This window comes from Chryseobacterium gossypii (genome assembly GCF_041361455.1).
GTDB classification, from domain to species: domain Bacteria; phylum Bacteroidota; class Bacteroidia; order Flavobacteriales; family Weeksellaceae; genus Chryseobacterium; species Chryseobacterium gossypii.
Genome location: NZ_JBGCUR010000008.1, coordinates 45471 through 61834 on the forward strand (window position 1 = coordinate 45471; position 16364 = coordinate 61834).

Here is a 16364-nt window from a genome sequence, read left to right on the forward strand (position 1 = left end):
TGTGAATTTATAAATAGATATATCTATATAAAAATGAAACATAACTATCTGAAACTATTTGTTATATTATCTGGACAGCTTCTGACGATCATGGATATTTTTATCATCAATGTATCCATACCTTCCATACAGCGTGATATTCATGCTTCTAATGGAGAAATGCAATTGATGATAGCAGCCTATCTTATCGGGTTTGCTTCTTTTCTTATTACGGGCGGGCGTTTAGGGGATATATACGGAAGGAAAAAAATCTTCATTCTCGGATTGGTATTTTTTATGATAAGTTCCATAACCTGTGGGATTTCACAAGGAGCAGTTCAGTTGTTGGTATCAAGACTGGTGCAGGGAATAAGTGCGGCGCTGATGGCTCCTCAGGTACTTTCAATGATTCAGATTCTGTTTCCCCAGCATGAACAGCGTACTAAAGCAATGGGCTGGTATGGAATAACCATTGGAGCCGGAACAATTCTGGGGCAGTTTCTGGGCGGGTATTTTTCATCAATGACGGTTTTTGATGAAGCGTGGCGGTTTATTTTTTTGATTAATATTCCTATATGCCTGGCCGCCGTTTTTTTCAGTCTTTGGAAACTGGAAGAATCTAAAGCGGGTACAAAGAAATCTTTTGATATGGAAGGCGTTCTTTTATTATCAGCTGGGCTTTTCAGTATAACATATGCTCTTACAGCTTCTGAGAAAGAAGGTTTTTCAGTTCGGAATATAGTATTGGTTATTATTTCAATCTGTATTTTGATTTACTTTATAAAAAATCAGCAATTTAAATTAAAAAATAAAAAAACATATCTTATTGATCTTGAATTGTTTTATTATGAAAATTTCAATCTGGGGATTATTGCCGTTTCTTTCTTTTTTATCATGCTGGATTCTTATTTCTATATCCTGTCCCTGTTTTTTCAGGACGGATTAAAGATGAGCCCTCTAAAAGCAGGTGAAGTAATTGTATTTCAAGGTTTAGGATTTATACTGGCTTCAGCTTTTTCGGTAAAACTCATCTTGAAATATGGGAAAAAAGCCCTGATGGCAGGGTTATGCCTTATTGTACTGATTTTAATTCTTCAGATTATTTTTTTCAATAGCCGTACTGGGGTTTACCTGTTTTATGTACTGCTGTTTTTCCATGGAGTTGGAGTGGGCTCTGTAATCCCTTCTCTTGCCAATATTGCCCTTTCAGGAATGTCTGAAAAGCTGGTTGGAAACGCCTCCGGAGTCTATAATACCTTTCAGCAGATTGCAGCGATCATTGGGATTGTAGCAGTAGGAGGTGCCTTTTATTATTTTCTTGGGGAAAAGCCTTTGCTACAGCATTATCATACCGCTTTTACAATAGCCGTACTGATTAATATTATATGCTTGATTATGGTACTGGCTGCTGTTTTTAAAGTACCTGCTGCTGTTCTTCCTAAAAGCAGAAAGTAATCAAATGTTTAAAATAAGCAGAAGAAGTGCTTATGATGCTATGTCCCGGCCAGTAAAAAAACTTCACCGCTTGCCGGTACCAATCCATCGGCCCTGTCTGAAAAATAAAGTGACTTCATATCTTTGGTGGAAATTGTTTCCGCCTGTCCAAACCCTGCTTCGTGAGCCAATGCCAGCACTTCAGCCGAAGTAAAAAAGCTTACGAACGGTGTTCCCGCTTCACGGGCGCCTTTTTCAGCAATTTGTTGCATAGGCTGGTCTTCTTCATCAAGCAGCTCTATGGGCAGGTAGAAAGACATAGCAAGCTTTGAACCCGGGGCTAGTGTTGCCATTTGTTTTAAAGTGGTGGCAATAGCTTCCCTGGTAAGATATAATGTAACGCCTGTACAGGCAATCACAGCAGGCTTATTAAGGTCAAACCCGGCTTTCAGCAGTTCATCCCACCAGAAGGAAACCTCAAAGTCCACAGAGACAAAATGTAGATAATCAGGATGTCCCAATCCTGTTTCCGTAAGCCGTTTCTGTTTCCAGGCCAGGGTTTCCGGCGATCTATTTCAAAGAACCTGGAGTTGGGAAGCAATATCAGGTCTGCGTTGCGCAAAAGTGTCCAGCCCGGCTCCGAGAATAACATACTGCCGTGTTCCTTTCCGGCTTTCCCTGATGATCAGGTCTTCAATAAAGCGGGAGCGGGCGACAACAGAAGCCCTTAGCCTTTTTGTATATTTCATATCGGGGCGTTCCTGCCAGCCCTTTTCAGGTGAGATAAGTTCTAATCCAACCTCATCCTGAAGAATATACGGGGCTGAATCTGCCTGAACGTGTAAAGCTCTCCATAAAGCGGTTCTGACGGCGGTATTATCCGGTTGTAGCTTACTTTGATTATTCATAATTAAAAGCCTGTTTAAATTTTAGTGAGAATTTTGTTAAAGCTTTCAGAGGTTGGATATTTGAAAAAAAAGAAAATGTATCCAACTGATTTAACTGAAAGCCAATGGCAATATATAAAGAAAACACTGAATCTGAAAGAGCGTAAGAGAAAATATTCTCTTCAAAACAGGAAAATAAACAGCCTCTTAGTATGAGTTCGATAAGAAACTGAAAAATAAAATAGCAGATTTTAGTTTGTATTTAAGATATGAATTTAAATATTTAAACTAAAAATCTGCTATGATTTCTAAAGACAAATTACAGAGATCAATTCGCTATTTTATATCCGTAGATAGAAGTAGCGGTCACCTGATATTGAGTGCCCAGATTGTTTAGCTGTGCTGCTGAAGCCATGCTCACAGTTTCACCAGCGTTCAAATGAACCACTGCAGAAACAATTCCTGACGCAAAAATTCCCGGATTGGTATGGAAATTCTGCACCAACTGATCATTGGGAGTTGTTGCGAAGTTCTTCACAAGATACAGTACACACCATGCAAAAGCTGGAGCTCCCGGAACCTCAGAGTTATCAAACTGAGCGGAGCCATATATCATATAATAACCTGCTGTAGGTGCTGTAAACCTTCCCGTTAAAAGATCTAGTCCGTTTGCTGTATTTATGGCCATACCCTGTGGATATTTGATCTCTGTTTTAACCCATGCTGCTCCTGTTGTAGCAGTACAGTTCTGTTTAACCGCATTCTGTTGGGCTGAAGAAAAGAGGTAGGTTTGCGTAACCGCTGGCATGCTGTTTGAGCTTGAAAACAGCACAAGCTCCCATGTTGTTCCTGAAAGCGTTCCTTTATTAACAAGGAATGCATAATAACCTGAAGGGATATCAATGGAAGAAACACCGGAGCCGTTCTGGTTGTCTATCAGTTCACTTCCACCGGCTGCTATTGTAAGAATTCCGGTTCCTGTATTTTTAAAATGATAGGTACGACCGGCAAAGTTTCCATCCCCACCTATTGCCGTAGGTAAAGTTAAAGTCCCGTTGCCAGTACCGTTATATGCAATATAATAGTCACTGGCATCTACTGAGCCGCTGGTAGTCACCGTTTTATACTTTGCGGCAAATGATCCATTCACAGTAAGGCTGCTTCCCGGAGATGTGGTATTAATTCCTACGTTGCCGGTTTGAGCATTTATCCAGGAACAATTCAGACTTATCGCCAAAGCGATGAAAAAAGCATTTTTTTTCATAAAAAAGAAGTTTATTTAGATTTTGAAGTACAATCTGTAAAATAAGTTGAAGCGCTAGAGAAAGTTTGTATATTTTTCAGCATATATCAATTAAATATTAAAAATTTTAATGTATATATTGAAATTAATTAAAAATCTTAGTCTTTATGTTAAAACAAAAGTATAAAATAAATTTCAATAATACTGTAACAATTTTTCAGAAACTTAACTAACTCTTTAGAGTGCAATACCATGGTCTCAACGGAACAGGAATTTTTAGATAAAATTGAAAAGCATAAAGGAATCATTTTCAAGATTTCTAAAATGTACATGGATAATAAAGACGACCGGGATGATCTCTTCCAGGAGATCACATATCAGGTATGGAAAGCTTATCCGGGCTTTAAAGGGCAAAGTGAATTTTCCACCTGGCTGTACAGAATTGCCCTGAATACGGCCATTGTGTTTTTAAAATCTGAAAAGAAAAGAAGCTTTATCGGTAATGAAAGCTTTCAGGATTATAAAATTGCCCAGGAAGAATATGACCATGAAAAAGAAGAAAAATTAACAAAGATGTATAAGGCTATTCATCAGCTGAATCCCATTGACAAAGCTTTTATTTTTTACTACCTGGAAGATTTTTCAGGAAAGGAAATTGCAGAACAGATGGGGATCTCCGAAGGAAACGTAAGAGTGAAAATGAACCGCGCCAAAAATAAGCTGAAAGACATCCTGAGCTCAAAATAACAATAATAAAAAACAGCAGCAATGAATATAGATGAACTGAAAAATACCTGGAGTGAAGATGATTTTTTTGAAGAAACACCTGAAATAAATATAGAGCAGAAAAATAAAATCAATCTTCCGCTGGAAAAAATACGGAAAAACATGCGGATGGAATTATGGTCGACGATAGTAATATTAATTTTTGCGTTTATCCTGATCGGAGTATGTGCGGCACCTTTTAAGTTTAAGTTTTATATAACCATGCTGATTACCTCTATGGTAGTGGTGACGCTGTTTTTCTTCAGCAAGTTTTTTAAGCTGTATAAAGATATGGGAAGCCCCATGCTTAAAACCTATGATGCCCTTAAAGACCTGCTTCATCAGTTGAACCTGAATAAGCAATATTACATATCATTTTATGTAAGCTTTGTGCCTTTCCTGATTTGTGAGCTGATTATCGTTTTGGAATTTATTCCACGGCCAAAACCTTTTGGAAATTTTGAAATAGCTGTTATTCTCATTGGAACACTTTTGCTTGGGCTGTCATTATTGTATCTTGTCGGGAGCTGGTGGTTCAAAAAGTTTTACGGAAAATATATTAATCAAATCGAAAATCTTCTGGAAGATTTTACGAAATAGGTTTCGGCGGGCTGAAAGCCCGCCGAAACCTCTAAGCTCACTAAACTATAATAAGCAGAATTAGAAATATTGTTTTCATTTATTTAAACCTTGTCATAGATCACGATTTGAGTTTCTAAGTACCGATTATTTTAGTTTTTTAACTTTTACATTTAACATAAAATAAAATTCCTTAAAAAATGTCTGTGTTTTTTAGGGAATTTCTAATTTTGGTACCTGGAAATTGAATATTTTGTATTATTAGCAGTTTCAAAAGCTGCAAGCTTTCTGTACCATGTCTTCATCAGAAAAGGAATTTTTGGAGAAAATTGAAAAGCGCAAAGGTGTGGTTTTTAAGATCTCTAAAATGTATATAAATAATAAGGATGATCAGAATGATCTTTACCAGGAGATCATTTACCAGGCCTGGAAGTCATACGATGACTTTCAAAAGAGAAGTGATTTCTCAACATGGCTGTACAGAACAGCGCTGAATACCGCAATTGTTTTTCTGATGAGAAGTATGTCTGATCCTAATAGCGCTCACTCTTTAGTTGGAAGTCCTCAGCCGGACACCTATCAGGGAACATATTGGGCTGATACGGCAGGCCCATACACCGAAGCTAACGATAACGGAGGGGTTCATATTAATAGCGGAGTGGGAAATTATGGTTCTATCTCCTTTCACAAGGGGGCTCAGGAACTAATGATATTGGAAATGCCTACAATGTTTCAGGGATTACCATTGAAAAAGCTGAAAAAATCATCTATAGAGCCTTTATGAATTACATGACTCCGAATACCACTTATATGGATGCTTACAATGCTACCCAACAAGCTGTTACGGATCTTTATGGGGCAACAAGTAATGAACAGGCACAGAATCTAAATGCTTGGTATGCTGTGGGAATTGGGAATGGTATACTATCAACACAAGAAAGTACCACCGTTAGTCATGATCAGTTTAAAGTATATCCGAACCCTGTTAAAAACGGAATATTGACAATAGAAAATGATAGAAATAATGCTACTGTTGAAATATATGATACTTCAGGAAGATTGGTAAAAGGTAAAGAAAGCTTAATAAAGGGAAAAACAAAATCTATATTGATAATATTCAAAAAGGAGTTTATTTATTAAAGATTAGTTCTGAAGAAACTACTGTATCTAAAAAAATAGTGGTAGAGTAAAAGTGAAATACACGAATCATAATAACCGGAAGAGAACTTTTCTTCCGGTTATTTTATTTTTTGAACAAAAGCTTTATAACATTTATTTTTTATTAGCTATATAAATATTATTTCGGAAATACGATTCAAGAAATAGTGGAGCTAAAAAAAACAAAAAATTGAAACCTGATGAGATTTCTTGTCAGGTTTTCACATATCAGATTAAAGGTTGTTATGGTCTTTGGAGATTTCTTTTTCCCTTTTAATCTCAGCCATGATCCAATCCAGCTGCGGATCTTTTTTATTCGTGATGTCCAGCATACTTTCGGGAATATTCACATCCGGAATAACTCCCTTCTGTGTATTTGAAAAAGTAATATTAGGCTGAACGAGGAGTAACCCGATAGGCAGGCTTATTTTTGAGTTAGGCAGCTTCTGGTAAGAGTAGAACCCGGCTACAGTTCCGTTATTGGCTCCTCCCGTTTCCTCGCCAACAAGAATAGCCCTTTTATCGTTTTTCAGCTTAGCCGTGATGATTGAAGACGCCGAAAAGCTTCCGCCATTAATCAGTACAAAGACCTTTCCGTGAAAAGCGTTTTTATTTGGCTTTGTAGGCTTATCGGCTTTCATTCTGTAATAGACCTTTCCGTCCTTTTTATAGGTGCTGAAGGTCTGGGCCAGGAAATAGGTAGGGAAAGTAAGGCTTTTAAAGACATATTGCAGGGGATTGCTTTTTCTGAAATAGTTGGTTTTCAGCGGGGTAACTCTGGAGGTGAGCTGAGAGGGTTTGATCAGGACGTAAGGCTCCGAAACGAGGTAAGAATACAGTTTGTTGATTTCATACAGCGAGCCGCCATAGTTGTTTCGTACATCTATGATGAGATAAGAAGATCCTGCCTTTTTTATCCTGGCGAAAGCTTCCTTATAAAATTTATTAGAATAATCGCGTGAAAAGCTTTTCACCTGCAGATAGGCTACACTGCTGTCTTTATCCAGGAATTTGAAATTCCGGTTATAGGAATCGGTGTAGGCAACGTAATCCTTTACCTTTTTTTCCAATGTCCTTTTTTCCTGTTTCTTATCTTTTTTGATATCATTTTCAGATTTACATTCCCTCTTTAAGGTATAGGTCTTTTTCATTCCATTATAGACGGTTTCAATCTTGGCGCTGTCTGCAAAACCGCTCTCTGCGGTATAGAAATTAAAGAACATATCCTTCAGGAAATAAGGTTGGAATGTGGTGTTGAAGCCGTCGCTGCTGATCAATCTGCGGTATTTCCGGATGTATTCTGAAACAGGAACATCATTAATGGATAAAACTTCCGTGCCGGGATTTATATTCTCAATATGATCTTTATTTTCAATGATATATAAATGATCTCCTTCGACATAATATTCAAAACGGCTGAACATCCCCTTTTTGTGCTCAAATGACTTGATCTCCTTTTTTGTGAATTTTCTCCTCGGGATTCTTAAAGCGAGATGGCCCTCCCGGATAGAAGCAATTACCGGTTGTAGTTTAAAATAAAATTCAAGAGGGGTAAGCGGGCTGTTAATCGTTTGCTTAAGGCTGTCGAATTTATGGTCCAGATCTTTCCTGGAGATATACCAGTACAAGTTTGGATGCATTTCTTTCAGCTTGGCATAAGCATAATCAATATCCTGCTTCAGCTTTTCAGGAGGTATACAGGAGGATCTCTGCTCGTTATGTTGCCTGATCGAGGTACACGAGACTAATGATAAGATGAATAATAATAAAAAATAATAATTTTTCAAGTTGTGAATTTAAAAATGCTAAATTATAAAGTTTATAATTATCCGTGATGAAAGTAATAATAAATTATTCAGAAGGCATTATAATTTTAGTTAAAAAAATACCAGTTGGATTATTTAGATTTCGGTTTTTATCGTAAAAGTTAATACATTTGAAGCCTATTTACAGAAATGCAAATGATCTACTTTATTATTACGATAGCTATTTTGGGGATCCTTGGCTATTATATCATTACCGGTATGGAAGTTTTCGGTGCGGAGCCAAAAGGAAAAAGACTGGAGCGTATGAGGCGGTCCAGCCATTATAAAGGGAAGCAATTTCAAAACATCAGTTATACACCTGCAATTGCTGAAGGTTATAGCATGTCAAAAGTAGTATTTGACTTCTTTTTTGGTAAAAAAGATCCCCTGCTAAAGCCTCCCGGAAATATACCTTCCATACATACCAACCTGAAAAGCATTCCGAAAGATCAGGATGTTTTTGTCTGGATGGGGCACTCTTCGTATTATATTCAGACTGACGGGATTTCGTTTCTGGTAGATCCGGTCTTAAGCGGGTATGGTTCTCCCTTTAAATTTTTTAATAAGGCTTTTAAAGGGGCAGATATCTTTAAACCTGAAGACATTCCCACCCTGGATTATCTTATAATAACCCATGATCATTATGACCATCTGGACTATCCTACGGTAAAGGCTCTTAAAGGCAAAGTAGGAAAAGTAATTTTACCGTTGGGAGTAGGAGCCCATCTCGAAAGGTGGGGCTACCGCGAAGACCAGCTGATCGAAGAAGAATGGGGAGCAGCAATTCACCTGAAAAATGATATTACCATTGTTTATACCCCGGCTCGACATTTTTCAGGCAGAAAAATCAGAAGAAACGGAACACTCTGGACCTCTTATGTGTTACAAACCCCTACGAAAAAAATATTTCTGGGAGGGGACAGCGGCTATGATTCCCACTTTAAGATGATAGGTGACCAATATGGACCTTTTGATTTCGCTATTATTGAGAACGGGCAGTATAATCAGGCGTGGAGGTACATTCATGCCCTTCCGGAAGACGTTATCCAGGCCAGTATAGATGTCCGGGCAAAAAATATTATCCCGGTCCATTCCTCAAAATTCGCTCTCGCTCTTCATGCCTGGAACGAGCCATTGGAAAAGGTAACAAGCCTCGGAAAAGGCAGGGATCTTAATATTCTTACACCCATGATCGGGGAACCTGTAGATCTGAATAAGACGGATAGCCGGTTCGGGAACTGGTGGAAAAATTAATGATACTAAGCGTGCCAGATATTCCTGTACCTTGCGGGATGATTTTCAAACTGCTGTCTTACAAAATCACATTCCGGATCTACGAGCAGGTCTTTTTCTTCTGCATAGCGTACCAGCTCATCAAGAAGCATTTTGGCGTATCCGTGGCCTTCATGCTCTTTATCGAGTTTCGTATAATATACGATTAATTGCCTTCCGTCAACCTCTATGGACATATAACCGGCTTTTTTTCCATCAATTAGTATCTGCAACTCATCCTGGTATGGAGATATTTCAAATTTTATATTTTCCATGATATTGAGATTTGGTTGATTAAAAAATAGTCGAGAATTTTCCCATCTTAAAATTACAAATTATAATGATATAAAGTGTAACTTTCAGGAATACTGATAATTTTTTACTGTTTCCGGGGATCAGGAACGTGCATTAAAAATTAAACGGATCCGGTTCCGTTTTCATCCCTTTCCCGGGTCACTATGATTTTATCGATCCGGTTCCCGTCTTTATCCACAATTTCAAGGATCAGATCTCCTATTTTTACTTTATCCCCTGTCTGGGGCACAACATCTCTCTCATGAATGAAAAGGCCTGAAACACTGATGTACCGTTTTTCAATTTCTTCAGAGATTTCCAGATTGAAGTACTTTTTAAAGTGGTGAATGGAGCATTTGCCGTCAACCAGCCAGGAGCTGTCATCCCTTTTGATGATATCAGGCTCCGTGTTGAAATCATCGGGAATATTTCCTACCAGATCATTCAGAATGTCGTTCAGTGTGATGATCCCTTTGGTAGTGCCGTATTCATCTATGACCACCGCAATATGCGATTTGTTGTTCTGAAAACTTTCCATCAAAGGGTAAACAAAAGAATTTTCACTTACAAAAATAGCTTTCCGCAAATGCTCCCTCAGATTAAAATGATGCTGGTCAAGATCAAACAAATCCCGCATTTTTACAATTCCGATGATATTGTCAAGATTGTTCCCGTCGGTAACGGGGTAAGTGGAAAAGGAGCTGTTTCTGATCTTTTCCTTTACGGCGGTATAGCTGTCATCAGCATCCACATAAATGATTTTCGACCGGTGGGTTGCCATAGAGCTTACCCTCCTGTCCGTAAGCTCAAAAGCGTTTCTTAAGACATCATGCTCCTTGGCCTCAATCACTCCCTCTTCCTTGCCTTCTTTGATGATGGATTTTATTTCCTCTTCGGTTACGATCTCTTTTTCTCCGTGTTTTATTCCGAACAGCTTTAGTATTCCTTCATTGGTAGCGGTCAAAAGCCATACAAAAGGAGATGCCAGGACCGAGAGCCAGTACATGGGCCTGGCAATATACATGGCTATCTTTTCAGGAAACCTCAGGCCCAGCCTTTTAGGGATCAGTTCACCGAAAATAATGGACAGGAACGTGATGATTACTACAATGATGAAAGAAGCGATCGCTTTTGAATACTCGGATATCACTTCGATCTTGGAAATATGGCCGGCCAGACCGGCTGTCAGCTGGTCTCCGGAAAAGATCCCAAGAAGAATACCGATTAAGGTTATTCCGATCTGTACGGTCGAAAGAAACTTATTAGGATTCTCGGAAAGCTCCATCGCTTTTTTTGCATTGGGATTTCCTTTTCTTCTTTCACTTTCAAGCCTGAAACTTTTTGATGAGACCAGAGCCATCTCAGACATTGAGAAAAAACCGTTAAGCAGAATAAGCAATATGATGATAATAATGATCTCCATTACAATAGATCTGGATTATAAATATAAAAATAATTTTAAAGATTTCCAGCCTGTTACGGGCTTTTAACAAAGTTTGGGAATAGGGTAATCAATTTGGCATTCAAATTGACTCTGATATTCCAACGAATCTTAAAAGAGCATACAATGAAAAAAATATTATTAGTGACCATGCTTGTTAGCGCATTTAGTATGAGCTATGCACAGTCAGAATATTACAATGATTACAGAAGGAGCATTACCGATATCAATTGGCAGACCGTAGTGGCAGATCTTTTGCTTTCAACTGCACAGGCCAATCAGATTTATGCCCTTAACGACAGATACCGTGATTATGATTCCTGGAACAGGGTATATGCTCATAATCCGGACAGATGGCGAACCGACCGATATGTGGAGCTTGAAAGGATCTTGGGAAGAGAAAAATATTTAAAATTTAAAAATAAATATTATAAAGGCCAGAATCCTGTAGCTTACTATAACAGGAATAAAAACAACGACAAAAAATATAAAAAATCCAAGGTTTATAAGGTAAATCACGGAAAGGAACACCGCCATTAGACCAATTATCAACTATATATTCAATCTTCGGAGTGGCTGGCCGCAAGGCCAGCCACTTTTTTATCTATTATTGTTATTTATTGAATGATATTATGTTTGAATTTTATAATTTTGAATTATGGAATCAAGTGAAACAATAAATGAATTTTATAAACGTAATGCTCTGAGAGAAGGATTACAATGCATCAAAACCCCCGGGGTAGGCCATTTTAATGTTTTTTCCCGTGACAACTGTTCTGCCGTTACCCCATACAGCAGAAGGGATTATTATAAGATTTCGCTGATTATAGGGGAGGGAAAGCTTCATTATGCCAATAAATGGATCTATGTGGACAGACCTGCGTTGTTGTTTTCAAATCCCATGATCCCCTATTCCTGGGAATCTGTGAATGAAAACCAGAAAGGATGGTTCTGCCTTTTTACGGATCAGTTTCTGCAAAACGGGAGCCGCATGGGGAATCTTCAGGATTCAATGCTTTTTAAAATCGGCGGAACTCCGGTGTTCTTTGTAGATGACATCCAGCAGGAAGTGATTTCCGGAATTTTTATGAAAATGATGACTGAGATTCAGTCAGATTATATCCATAAGTATGACATGCTCCGGACCTATCTGTATCTTCTGATCCATGAAACCATGAAAATGCAGCCCGCGGAGACTTTTGAGCCCTATCAGAATGCTTCACAAAGAATTGCCGCACTATTCATGGAATTGCTGGAAAGACAGTTCCCCATTGACAGTCCTGAAGCCTACTTGAAGCTGAAAACCCCGAACGATTATGCAGAAAGCCTTTCCATTCATGTTAACTCTCTGAACCGTTCCGTGAAAGAAGCTACAGGAAAAACAACCACCCAGCAGATCACTTCAAGGATCATTCAGGAAGCTAACGCCTTACTGAAGCATACCGATTGGAGCATTTCCGAAATTGCTTACGGGCTCGGATTTGAAGAACCGGCCTACTTTACCAATTACTTTAAAAAGCAGACCGGCTTCACCCCTAATGCATTAAGAAGTAAGCTTGTTTGAATTTTATAATTATTGGTTTGAATTCTATATACTGAATGAAAGCTTCTTATTCTAATTTTGTATCTGCAAATTAAAAATCACAAACCATTATGAAATTTAGAAAATTAGGAGACACAGGAAAGCAGCTGTCTGCCATCGGCCTGGGATGCATGGGGATGAGCTTTGCTTATGGTACTGCAGACGAGCAGGAAAGTATCAATACATTGCACAGAGCTTTAGATCTTGGAATAAATTTTTGGGATACTGCAGATATGTATGCCAATGGTGAAAATGAAAAACTGATCTCCAAAGTTCTGGTTCCGAACCGGGATAAAATTTTTATTGCCACAAAATTCGGTTTCAGATTCAAAGATGGAAAAGCCAGTCACAGTGGTGCCCCGGGAACTTACTTTGACGGTTCTCCGGAATGGATCAGGCAGGCAGTGGATCTGAGTCTTCAGCGGCTGAAAATCGATGAGATAGACCTGTATTACGCACATCGGATTGATCCGAACGTTCCTGTAGAAGAAACAGTAGGGGCGATGTCAGAACTGGTTAAAGCAGGGAAAGTAAAATATCTGGGCCTATCTGAAGCGTCAGCAGAATCTATCAGGAAGGCCCATAGCATTCACCCGATTACCGCTTTGCAGTCCGAATACTCTATTCTTACCAGAGATGTGGAGAATAAGATCCTGCCGACTATCAGAGAGTTGGGGATTACTCTTGTTCCGTATTCACCACTGGCAAGAGGGCTTTTTTCAAATATTAACGAGGTTCAGCATTTTGAAGATAATGATTTCAGAAAATCATTGCCTCGTTATCAGGAAGAATACCTTGAAAACAACAGAAACCTGGCTAAGGAGATTAATGAGCTGGCTGCATCCAAAGGTGTGAAAGGAACCCAGCTGGCTTTGGCATGGGTACTGAATCAGGGAGAAGATATCATCCCGATCCCGGGTACCAAACGCATCAAATACCTGGAGGAAAATATTGAAGCGATCAATATAGATCTCACCCAATCAGATCTGGAAGCTATTGATGCCATCCTTAAAAAATATCCGAATGTAGGAGAAAGATACAGTGAAGGCTCAATGAAATTAGTAAATAACTAAAAAAGGAATATCAATGATCGGGTCCCTGAAAACAAATCAGGGATCCGGATTTTTGCGAAAGATTACATGACGAATGAGAACGCTTAAAGAAAAAAATCAGTTTATTGCCACCATCCTGGCTTTTGCGGTAATCCCTATGTCTGGTCTGGCCACGGATATTTACCTTCCTTCTATGCCCAGTATGGCTACCGAGCTGCATCAGCCGGAAAGCAACATCCAGCTTACCTTGTCCATATTTTTAATCAGCTACGGGCTTACTCAGTTTTTTGCGGGAAGTGTGGTTGATTCCTTCGGAAGGTATAAAGTTTCAACGGCATCATTGGCACTGTTTATAGTTTCGTTTATAATTACGGCGACTACCGGAAATATCATGGTGATCTATGCCATGAGGGTATTGCAGGGAATGCTGTCCGGATTTGCGGTGGTTTCCAAACGGGCTTTTTTTGTGGATGTATATGAAGGTGAACGAAGGAAGCATTATCTGAGCATTATGACGATCGTCTGGTCGGTTGGGCCTATCATCGCTCCATTCATCGGGGGATATCTGCAGAAGAATTTCGGATGGCAGTCCAATTTTTATGTGCTGGCGGGATACAGCTTATTGCTTTTAATTTTGGAACTGCTTTTTTCGGGGGAAACATTGAAAGCCAGAAATCCCTTTCATTTCGAGTTTTTATTGAAGGAATATAATACCATGTTCAGAACCAGGGATTTTTTCTATGGAATGCTGATGTGCGGGCTGAGCTATGCCATGGTGATCTTTTTCAACCTGTGCGGTGCTTTTATCATTGAGCATAAGATGGGATATTCCGAGGTGGTGGCAGGATATGTTTCACTCATTCTAGGCTTTGCATGGATGACAGGCGGCTTCTTGGGAAAAGCACTGATCAATAAGGCTTTTTTGCCTAAGATCCGGCATGCTAATTTTATCCAGCTCGGCCTGATTCTTTTAATGTTTGTCGCATCTTATTTTACGAATAATATTTATACCCTGGTCATTTTCGCTTTTATGATTCACGTTACGGCAGGATTCATATTCAATAATTATTTTTCTTACTGCATCGGGAGGTTTCCCAACTCCGCCGGAATTGCAGGCGGTCTTACGGGAGGTGTGGCCTTCATCATTACATCTGCGGTCAGCTATGGAATTGTAGCGGCCATTAAACCTGAAATTCAGCTTGAAGTGGCGGAAGGCTATTTTATATTAGGAATTTTGGGACTATTTATTTTAAACATGATAAAAATTAGAAAAGCACATATCTGATGACCAGAAGAGAACTTTTGATGACCTTTCAGGGTTTAAAAAAATAAGGCTTGGTGAGCTGGAGCTTTTTATCCTTACGGACGGATATATCCATGAGGAAAAGCTTGAATCATTTGCACCAAGGGGAAGTATCTCTGAATTGAAAACAATTCTGAAGGATAATCTCCGCCCTGATGATTATATTGATATGGCCATGAACATCCTGCTCGTCAAAGCAGGCAGCAGGCTGATCTTATTGGATACCGGAATGGGAATATTCGCGGATGATAAAACGGGATTTCTTCTGAAAAGCCTGCAACGGGCGGGATTTTCAGAGAAGGATATTACGGATGTCTTTATTTCCCACGCTCATCCCGATCATATCGGAGGAGTAATTGATAAACAGAATAATCTGGTTTTTCCCCATGCTGACATTTTTATTTCAGAAACAGAATATAATTTCTGGCTGAAGGCATCCGTTAAAGACTTCAATAACAGCGCTCTGAGAAATCAGCCGGAATTTCTCAACCAGATCATTCCGCCTATCCGGAATATTTTGAAAACGATCCGTCCCAAGGTGAAGTTTTATGATCTTAAGGCATCTTTATATGAACATTTCAGCTTTCAGCTGGCTCCCGGGCATACACCGGGCCTGACGGTGACCACCATTTCTTCAGGAAATGAGAAGCTGGTTTATATTGCAGACCTGATCCATTCAGATGTAGTGCTTTTCCCGCATCCCGACTGGGGGTATTTCGGGGATACGGATCTGGATATCGCTACAGAATCCCGTAAAAAACTTCTTAAGATGCTGGCAGAAACCAGAACCCGGGCTTTTGCCTATCATTTGCCCTGGCCGGGCCTTGGCTTTACCAGGAAAAAAACTGTCGGGTTTGAATGGTTTCCGGAGAGTTTTATGAATTAATATTAAATTTAAATTTTCTACGACATATTTTCATCAAAAATCCTCTCAGAAATGAGAGGATTTTTTTGATACGGGTGATATTCCGCTTAACCATTTCAATTTTATTATACATAAGCTCAGAGGAGTACATTTTTCTGAACATGATATAGGTTACAGAAAGTACCGTAAAAGCAATGACCGCGTCCACCGTTGCCATAAAGCCCAATACGGCAATTTTGGAAAAGAAAGCAAAAATGATATCGAAGAACATTCCTGCAAAGACCCATTCCTTTAATCTGAGCCACCTGTTGGGCAGAAGGAGTACGATGACCCCGGAAAGCTTAAATACACCCAGGATATAGATGAAATGCGGAGGATAACCCAATTGCCGGGTGATATCCCACACAACCGGGTTTTTTGTAAGCTCAAAGAATCCGCTGCCTTTCATGAGATCTGGTTTTGGTGGTGGACAATCTGCCAATGCCGTAAATAGCGGCCTTCATTTTCACCACCTCCTACATGAGTGGAAGATTCCTTTTTAACCAGAGTAATGAGCAGCATGTCTCCCGGATGATTTCCTTCTGTCTTATAATTAACATTGATGCCTTCTGAAGAAACCTTTACAGACAGCTCTATCTTAACATTCCTGAAGCTGAATAATGCTTTTTGTATGGCATCTTCCACGGCCTTTTTATCAGATCCCAC

The 16364-nt window shown here is 39.2% G+C and carries 16 protein-coding genes and 3 pseudogenes; 12 read left to right on the forward strand and 7 right to left on the reverse strand.

Annotated features, from left to right (window positions below):
* Positions 1–33: 33 nt before the first annotated feature.
* Positions 34–1434: an MFS transporter gene (locus ABMQ40_RS06610; protein WP_370897794.1), complete on the forward strand. Its 1401-nt coding sequence runs from the start codon at positions 34–36 to the stop codon at positions 1432–1434.
* A 38-nt stretch (positions 1435–1472) separates the two neighbouring features.
* On the opposite strand, the pseudogene ABMQ40_RS06615 reads toward ABMQ40_RS06610, so the two are convergent.
* Together ABMQ40_RS06615 and ABMQ40_RS06620 are read right to left on the reverse strand one after the other, a co-directional pair.
* Positions 1473–2321: pseudogene (locus ABMQ40_RS06615) on the reverse strand (class I SAM-dependent methyltransferase).
* Positions 2322–2628: 307 nt separating this feature from the next.
* A complete protein-coding gene (locus ABMQ40_RS06620; protein ID WP_370897796.1) occupies positions 2629–3564 on the reverse strand; it encodes a hypothetical protein in 936 nt (311 codons plus the stop codon).
* Positions 3565–3795: 231 nt separating this feature from the next.
* Here ABMQ40_RS06620 and ABMQ40_RS06625 point away from each other — a divergent pair, with 231 nt between their 5' ends.
* From ABMQ40_RS06625 to ABMQ40_RS06645, 5 genes and pseudogenes are all read left to right on the forward strand, one after another.
* The gene (locus ABMQ40_RS06625; RefSeq protein WP_370897797.1) at positions 3796–4290 is read left to right on the forward strand and encodes an RNA polymerase sigma factor; all 495 of its coding nucleotides are present in this window, start codon (positions 3796–3798) and stop codon (positions 4288–4290) included.
* 21 nt (positions 4291–4311) lie between these two features.
* Positions 4312–4908 (forward strand): hypothetical protein, encoded by a 597-nt coding sequence (locus ABMQ40_RS06630; RefSeq protein WP_370897799.1) that lies wholly within the window; start codon positions 4312–4314, stop codon positions 4906–4908.
* 274 nt (positions 4909–5182) lie between these two features.
* Positions 5183–5431, forward strand: a pseudogene (locus ABMQ40_RS06635) (RNA polymerase sigma factor); the annotation flags it as partial.
* A pseudogene (locus ABMQ40_RS06640) lies at positions 5411–6014 on the forward strand (M4 family metallopeptidase); the annotation flags it as partial. The pseudogenes ABMQ40_RS06635 and ABMQ40_RS06640, both read left to right, overlap by 21 nt.
* Positions 6003–6077: a T9SS type A sorting domain-containing protein gene (locus ABMQ40_RS06645; RefSeq protein ID WP_370897927.1), complete on the forward strand. Its 75-nt coding sequence runs from the start codon at positions 6003–6005 to the stop codon at positions 6075–6077. The pseudogene ABMQ40_RS06640 and the gene ABMQ40_RS06645, both read left to right, overlap by 12 nt.
* Positions 6078–6278: 201 nt before the next feature.
* Here the strand turns inward: ABMQ40_RS06645 and ABMQ40_RS06650 are convergent, their stop codons facing one another.
* Entirely contained in the window at positions 6279–7832 is a 1554-nt protein-coding gene (locus ABMQ40_RS06650; protein ID WP_370897801.1) for a S41 family peptidase, read from the reverse strand.
* 174 nt (positions 7833–8006) lie between these two features.
* Here ABMQ40_RS06650 and ABMQ40_RS06655 point away from each other — a divergent pair, with 174 nt between their 5' ends.
* Complete coding sequence (locus ABMQ40_RS06655) at positions 8007–9104, forward strand: MBL fold metallo-hydrolase (RefSeq protein WP_370897803.1); 1098 nt, start codon at positions 8007–8009, stop codon at positions 9102–9104.
* 5 nt (positions 9105–9109) lie between these two features.
* Here ABMQ40_RS06655 and ABMQ40_RS06660 read toward each other — a convergent pair whose 3' ends face one another.
* On the reverse strand, positions 9110–9397 hold the full coding sequence (locus ABMQ40_RS06660; RefSeq protein WP_370897805.1) for a GNAT family N-acetyltransferase: 288 nt from the start codon (positions 9395–9397) through the stop codon (positions 9110–9112).
* Positions 9398–9537: 140 nt separating this feature from the next.
* Positions 9538–10839 carry a hemolysin family protein gene (locus ABMQ40_RS06665; protein WP_370897807.1) on the reverse strand — a complete coding sequence of 434 codons (1302 nt, stop codon included), beginning with the start codon at positions 10837–10839 and terminating at the stop codon, positions 9538–9540.
* Positions 10840–10983: 144 nt separating this feature from the next.
* Here ABMQ40_RS06665 and ABMQ40_RS06670 point away from each other — a divergent pair, with 144 nt between their 5' ends.
* From ABMQ40_RS06670 to ABMQ40_RS06690, 5 genes are all read left to right on the forward strand, one after another.
* Entirely contained in the window at positions 10984–11397 is a 414-nt protein-coding gene (locus ABMQ40_RS06670) for a hypothetical protein (RefSeq protein WP_370897809.1), read from the forward strand.
* 118 nt (positions 11398–11515) lie between these two features.
* On the forward strand, positions 11516–12421 hold the full coding sequence (locus ABMQ40_RS06675; protein ID WP_370897811.1) for a helix-turn-helix domain-containing protein: 906 nt from the start codon (positions 11516–11518) through the stop codon (positions 12419–12421).
* Positions 12422–12510: 89 nt separating this feature from the next.
* Positions 12511–13512 carry an aldo/keto reductase gene (locus tag ABMQ40_RS06680; protein ID WP_370897813.1) on the forward strand — a complete coding sequence of 334 codons (1002 nt, stop codon included), beginning with the start codon at positions 12511–12513 and terminating at the stop codon, positions 13510–13512.
* A 73-nt stretch (positions 13513–13585) separates the two neighbouring features.
* The gene (locus ABMQ40_RS06685; protein ID WP_370897815.1) at positions 13586–14776 is read left to right on the forward strand and encodes an MFS transporter; all 1191 of its coding nucleotides are present in this window, start codon (positions 13586–13588) and stop codon (positions 14774–14776) included.
* A gap of 139 nt (positions 14777–14915) precedes the next feature.
* Positions 14916–15680: an MBL fold metallo-hydrolase gene (locus tag ABMQ40_RS06690; protein ID WP_370897817.1), complete on the forward strand. Its 765-nt coding sequence runs from the start codon at positions 14916–14918 to the stop codon at positions 15678–15680.
* Here the strand turns inward: ABMQ40_RS06690 and ABMQ40_RS06695 are convergent.
* Together ABMQ40_RS06695 and ABMQ40_RS06700 are read right to left on the reverse strand one after the other, a co-directional pair.
* Positions 15670–16107, reverse strand: coding sequence for a DoxX family protein (locus ABMQ40_RS06695; RefSeq protein ID WP_370897819.1), 438 nt, complete (start codon positions 16105–16107; stop codon positions 15670–15672). The two genes, ABMQ40_RS06690 and ABMQ40_RS06695, sit on opposite strands and share 11 nt — an antisense overlap.
* Positions 16104–16364 (reverse strand): DUF1223 domain-containing protein, encoded by a 261-nt coding sequence (locus tag ABMQ40_RS06700; RefSeq protein ID WP_503128618.1) that lies wholly within the window; start codon positions 16362–16364, stop codon positions 16104–16106. The genes ABMQ40_RS06695 and ABMQ40_RS06700 overlap by 4 nt, the downstream gene beginning before the upstream one ends.

What these genes read in the sequence shown, in the direction of transcription:
- ABMQ40_RS06610 (WP_370897794.1), top strand. Translation starts at nt 34, where the DNA reads ATGAAACATAACTATCTGAAACTATTTGTTATATTATCTGGACAGCTT.
- ABMQ40_RS06680 (WP_370897813.1), top strand. Translation starts at nt 12,511, where the DNA reads ATGAAATTTAGAAAATTAGGAGACACAGGAAAGCAGCTGTCTGCCATC.
- ABMQ40_RS06670 (WP_370897809.1), top strand. Translation starts at nt 10,984, where the DNA reads ATGAAAAAAATATTATTAGTGACCATGCTTGTTAGCGCATTTAGTATG.
- ABMQ40_RS06630 (WP_370897799.1), top strand. Translation starts at nt 4,312, where the DNA reads ATGAATATAGATGAACTGAAAAATACCTGGAGTGAAGATGATTTTTTT.
- ABMQ40_RS06660 (WP_370897805.1), bottom strand. Translation starts at nt 9,397, where the DNA reads ATGGAAAATATAAAATTTGAAATATCTCCATACCAGGATGAGTTGCAG.
- ABMQ40_RS06620 (WP_370897796.1), bottom strand. Translation starts at nt 3,564, where the DNA reads ATGAAAAAAAATGCTTTTTTCATCGCTTTGGCGATAAGTCTGAATTGT.
- ABMQ40_RS06695 (WP_370897819.1), bottom strand. Translation starts at nt 16,107, where the DNA reads ATGAAAGGCAGCGGATTCTTTGAGCTTACAAAAAACCCGGTTGTGTGG.
- ABMQ40_RS06625 (WP_370897797.1), top strand. Translation starts at nt 3,796, where the DNA reads ATGGTCTCAACGGAACAGGAATTTTTAGATAAAATTGAAAAGCATAAA.
- ABMQ40_RS06655 (WP_370897803.1), top strand. Translation starts at nt 8,007, where the DNA reads ATGATCTACTTTATTATTACGATAGCTATTTTGGGGATCCTTGGCTAT.
- ABMQ40_RS06685 (WP_370897815.1), top strand. Translation starts at nt 13,586, where the DNA reads ATGAGAACGCTTAAAGAAAAAAATCAGTTTATTGCCACCATCCTGGCT.
- ABMQ40_RS06675 (WP_370897811.1), top strand. Translation starts at nt 11,516, where the DNA reads ATGGAATCAAGTGAAACAATAAATGAATTTTATAAACGTAATGCTCTG.
- ABMQ40_RS06665 (WP_370897807.1), bottom strand. Translation starts at nt 10,839, where the DNA reads ATGGAGATCATTATTATCATCATATTGCTTATTCTGCTTAACGGTTTT.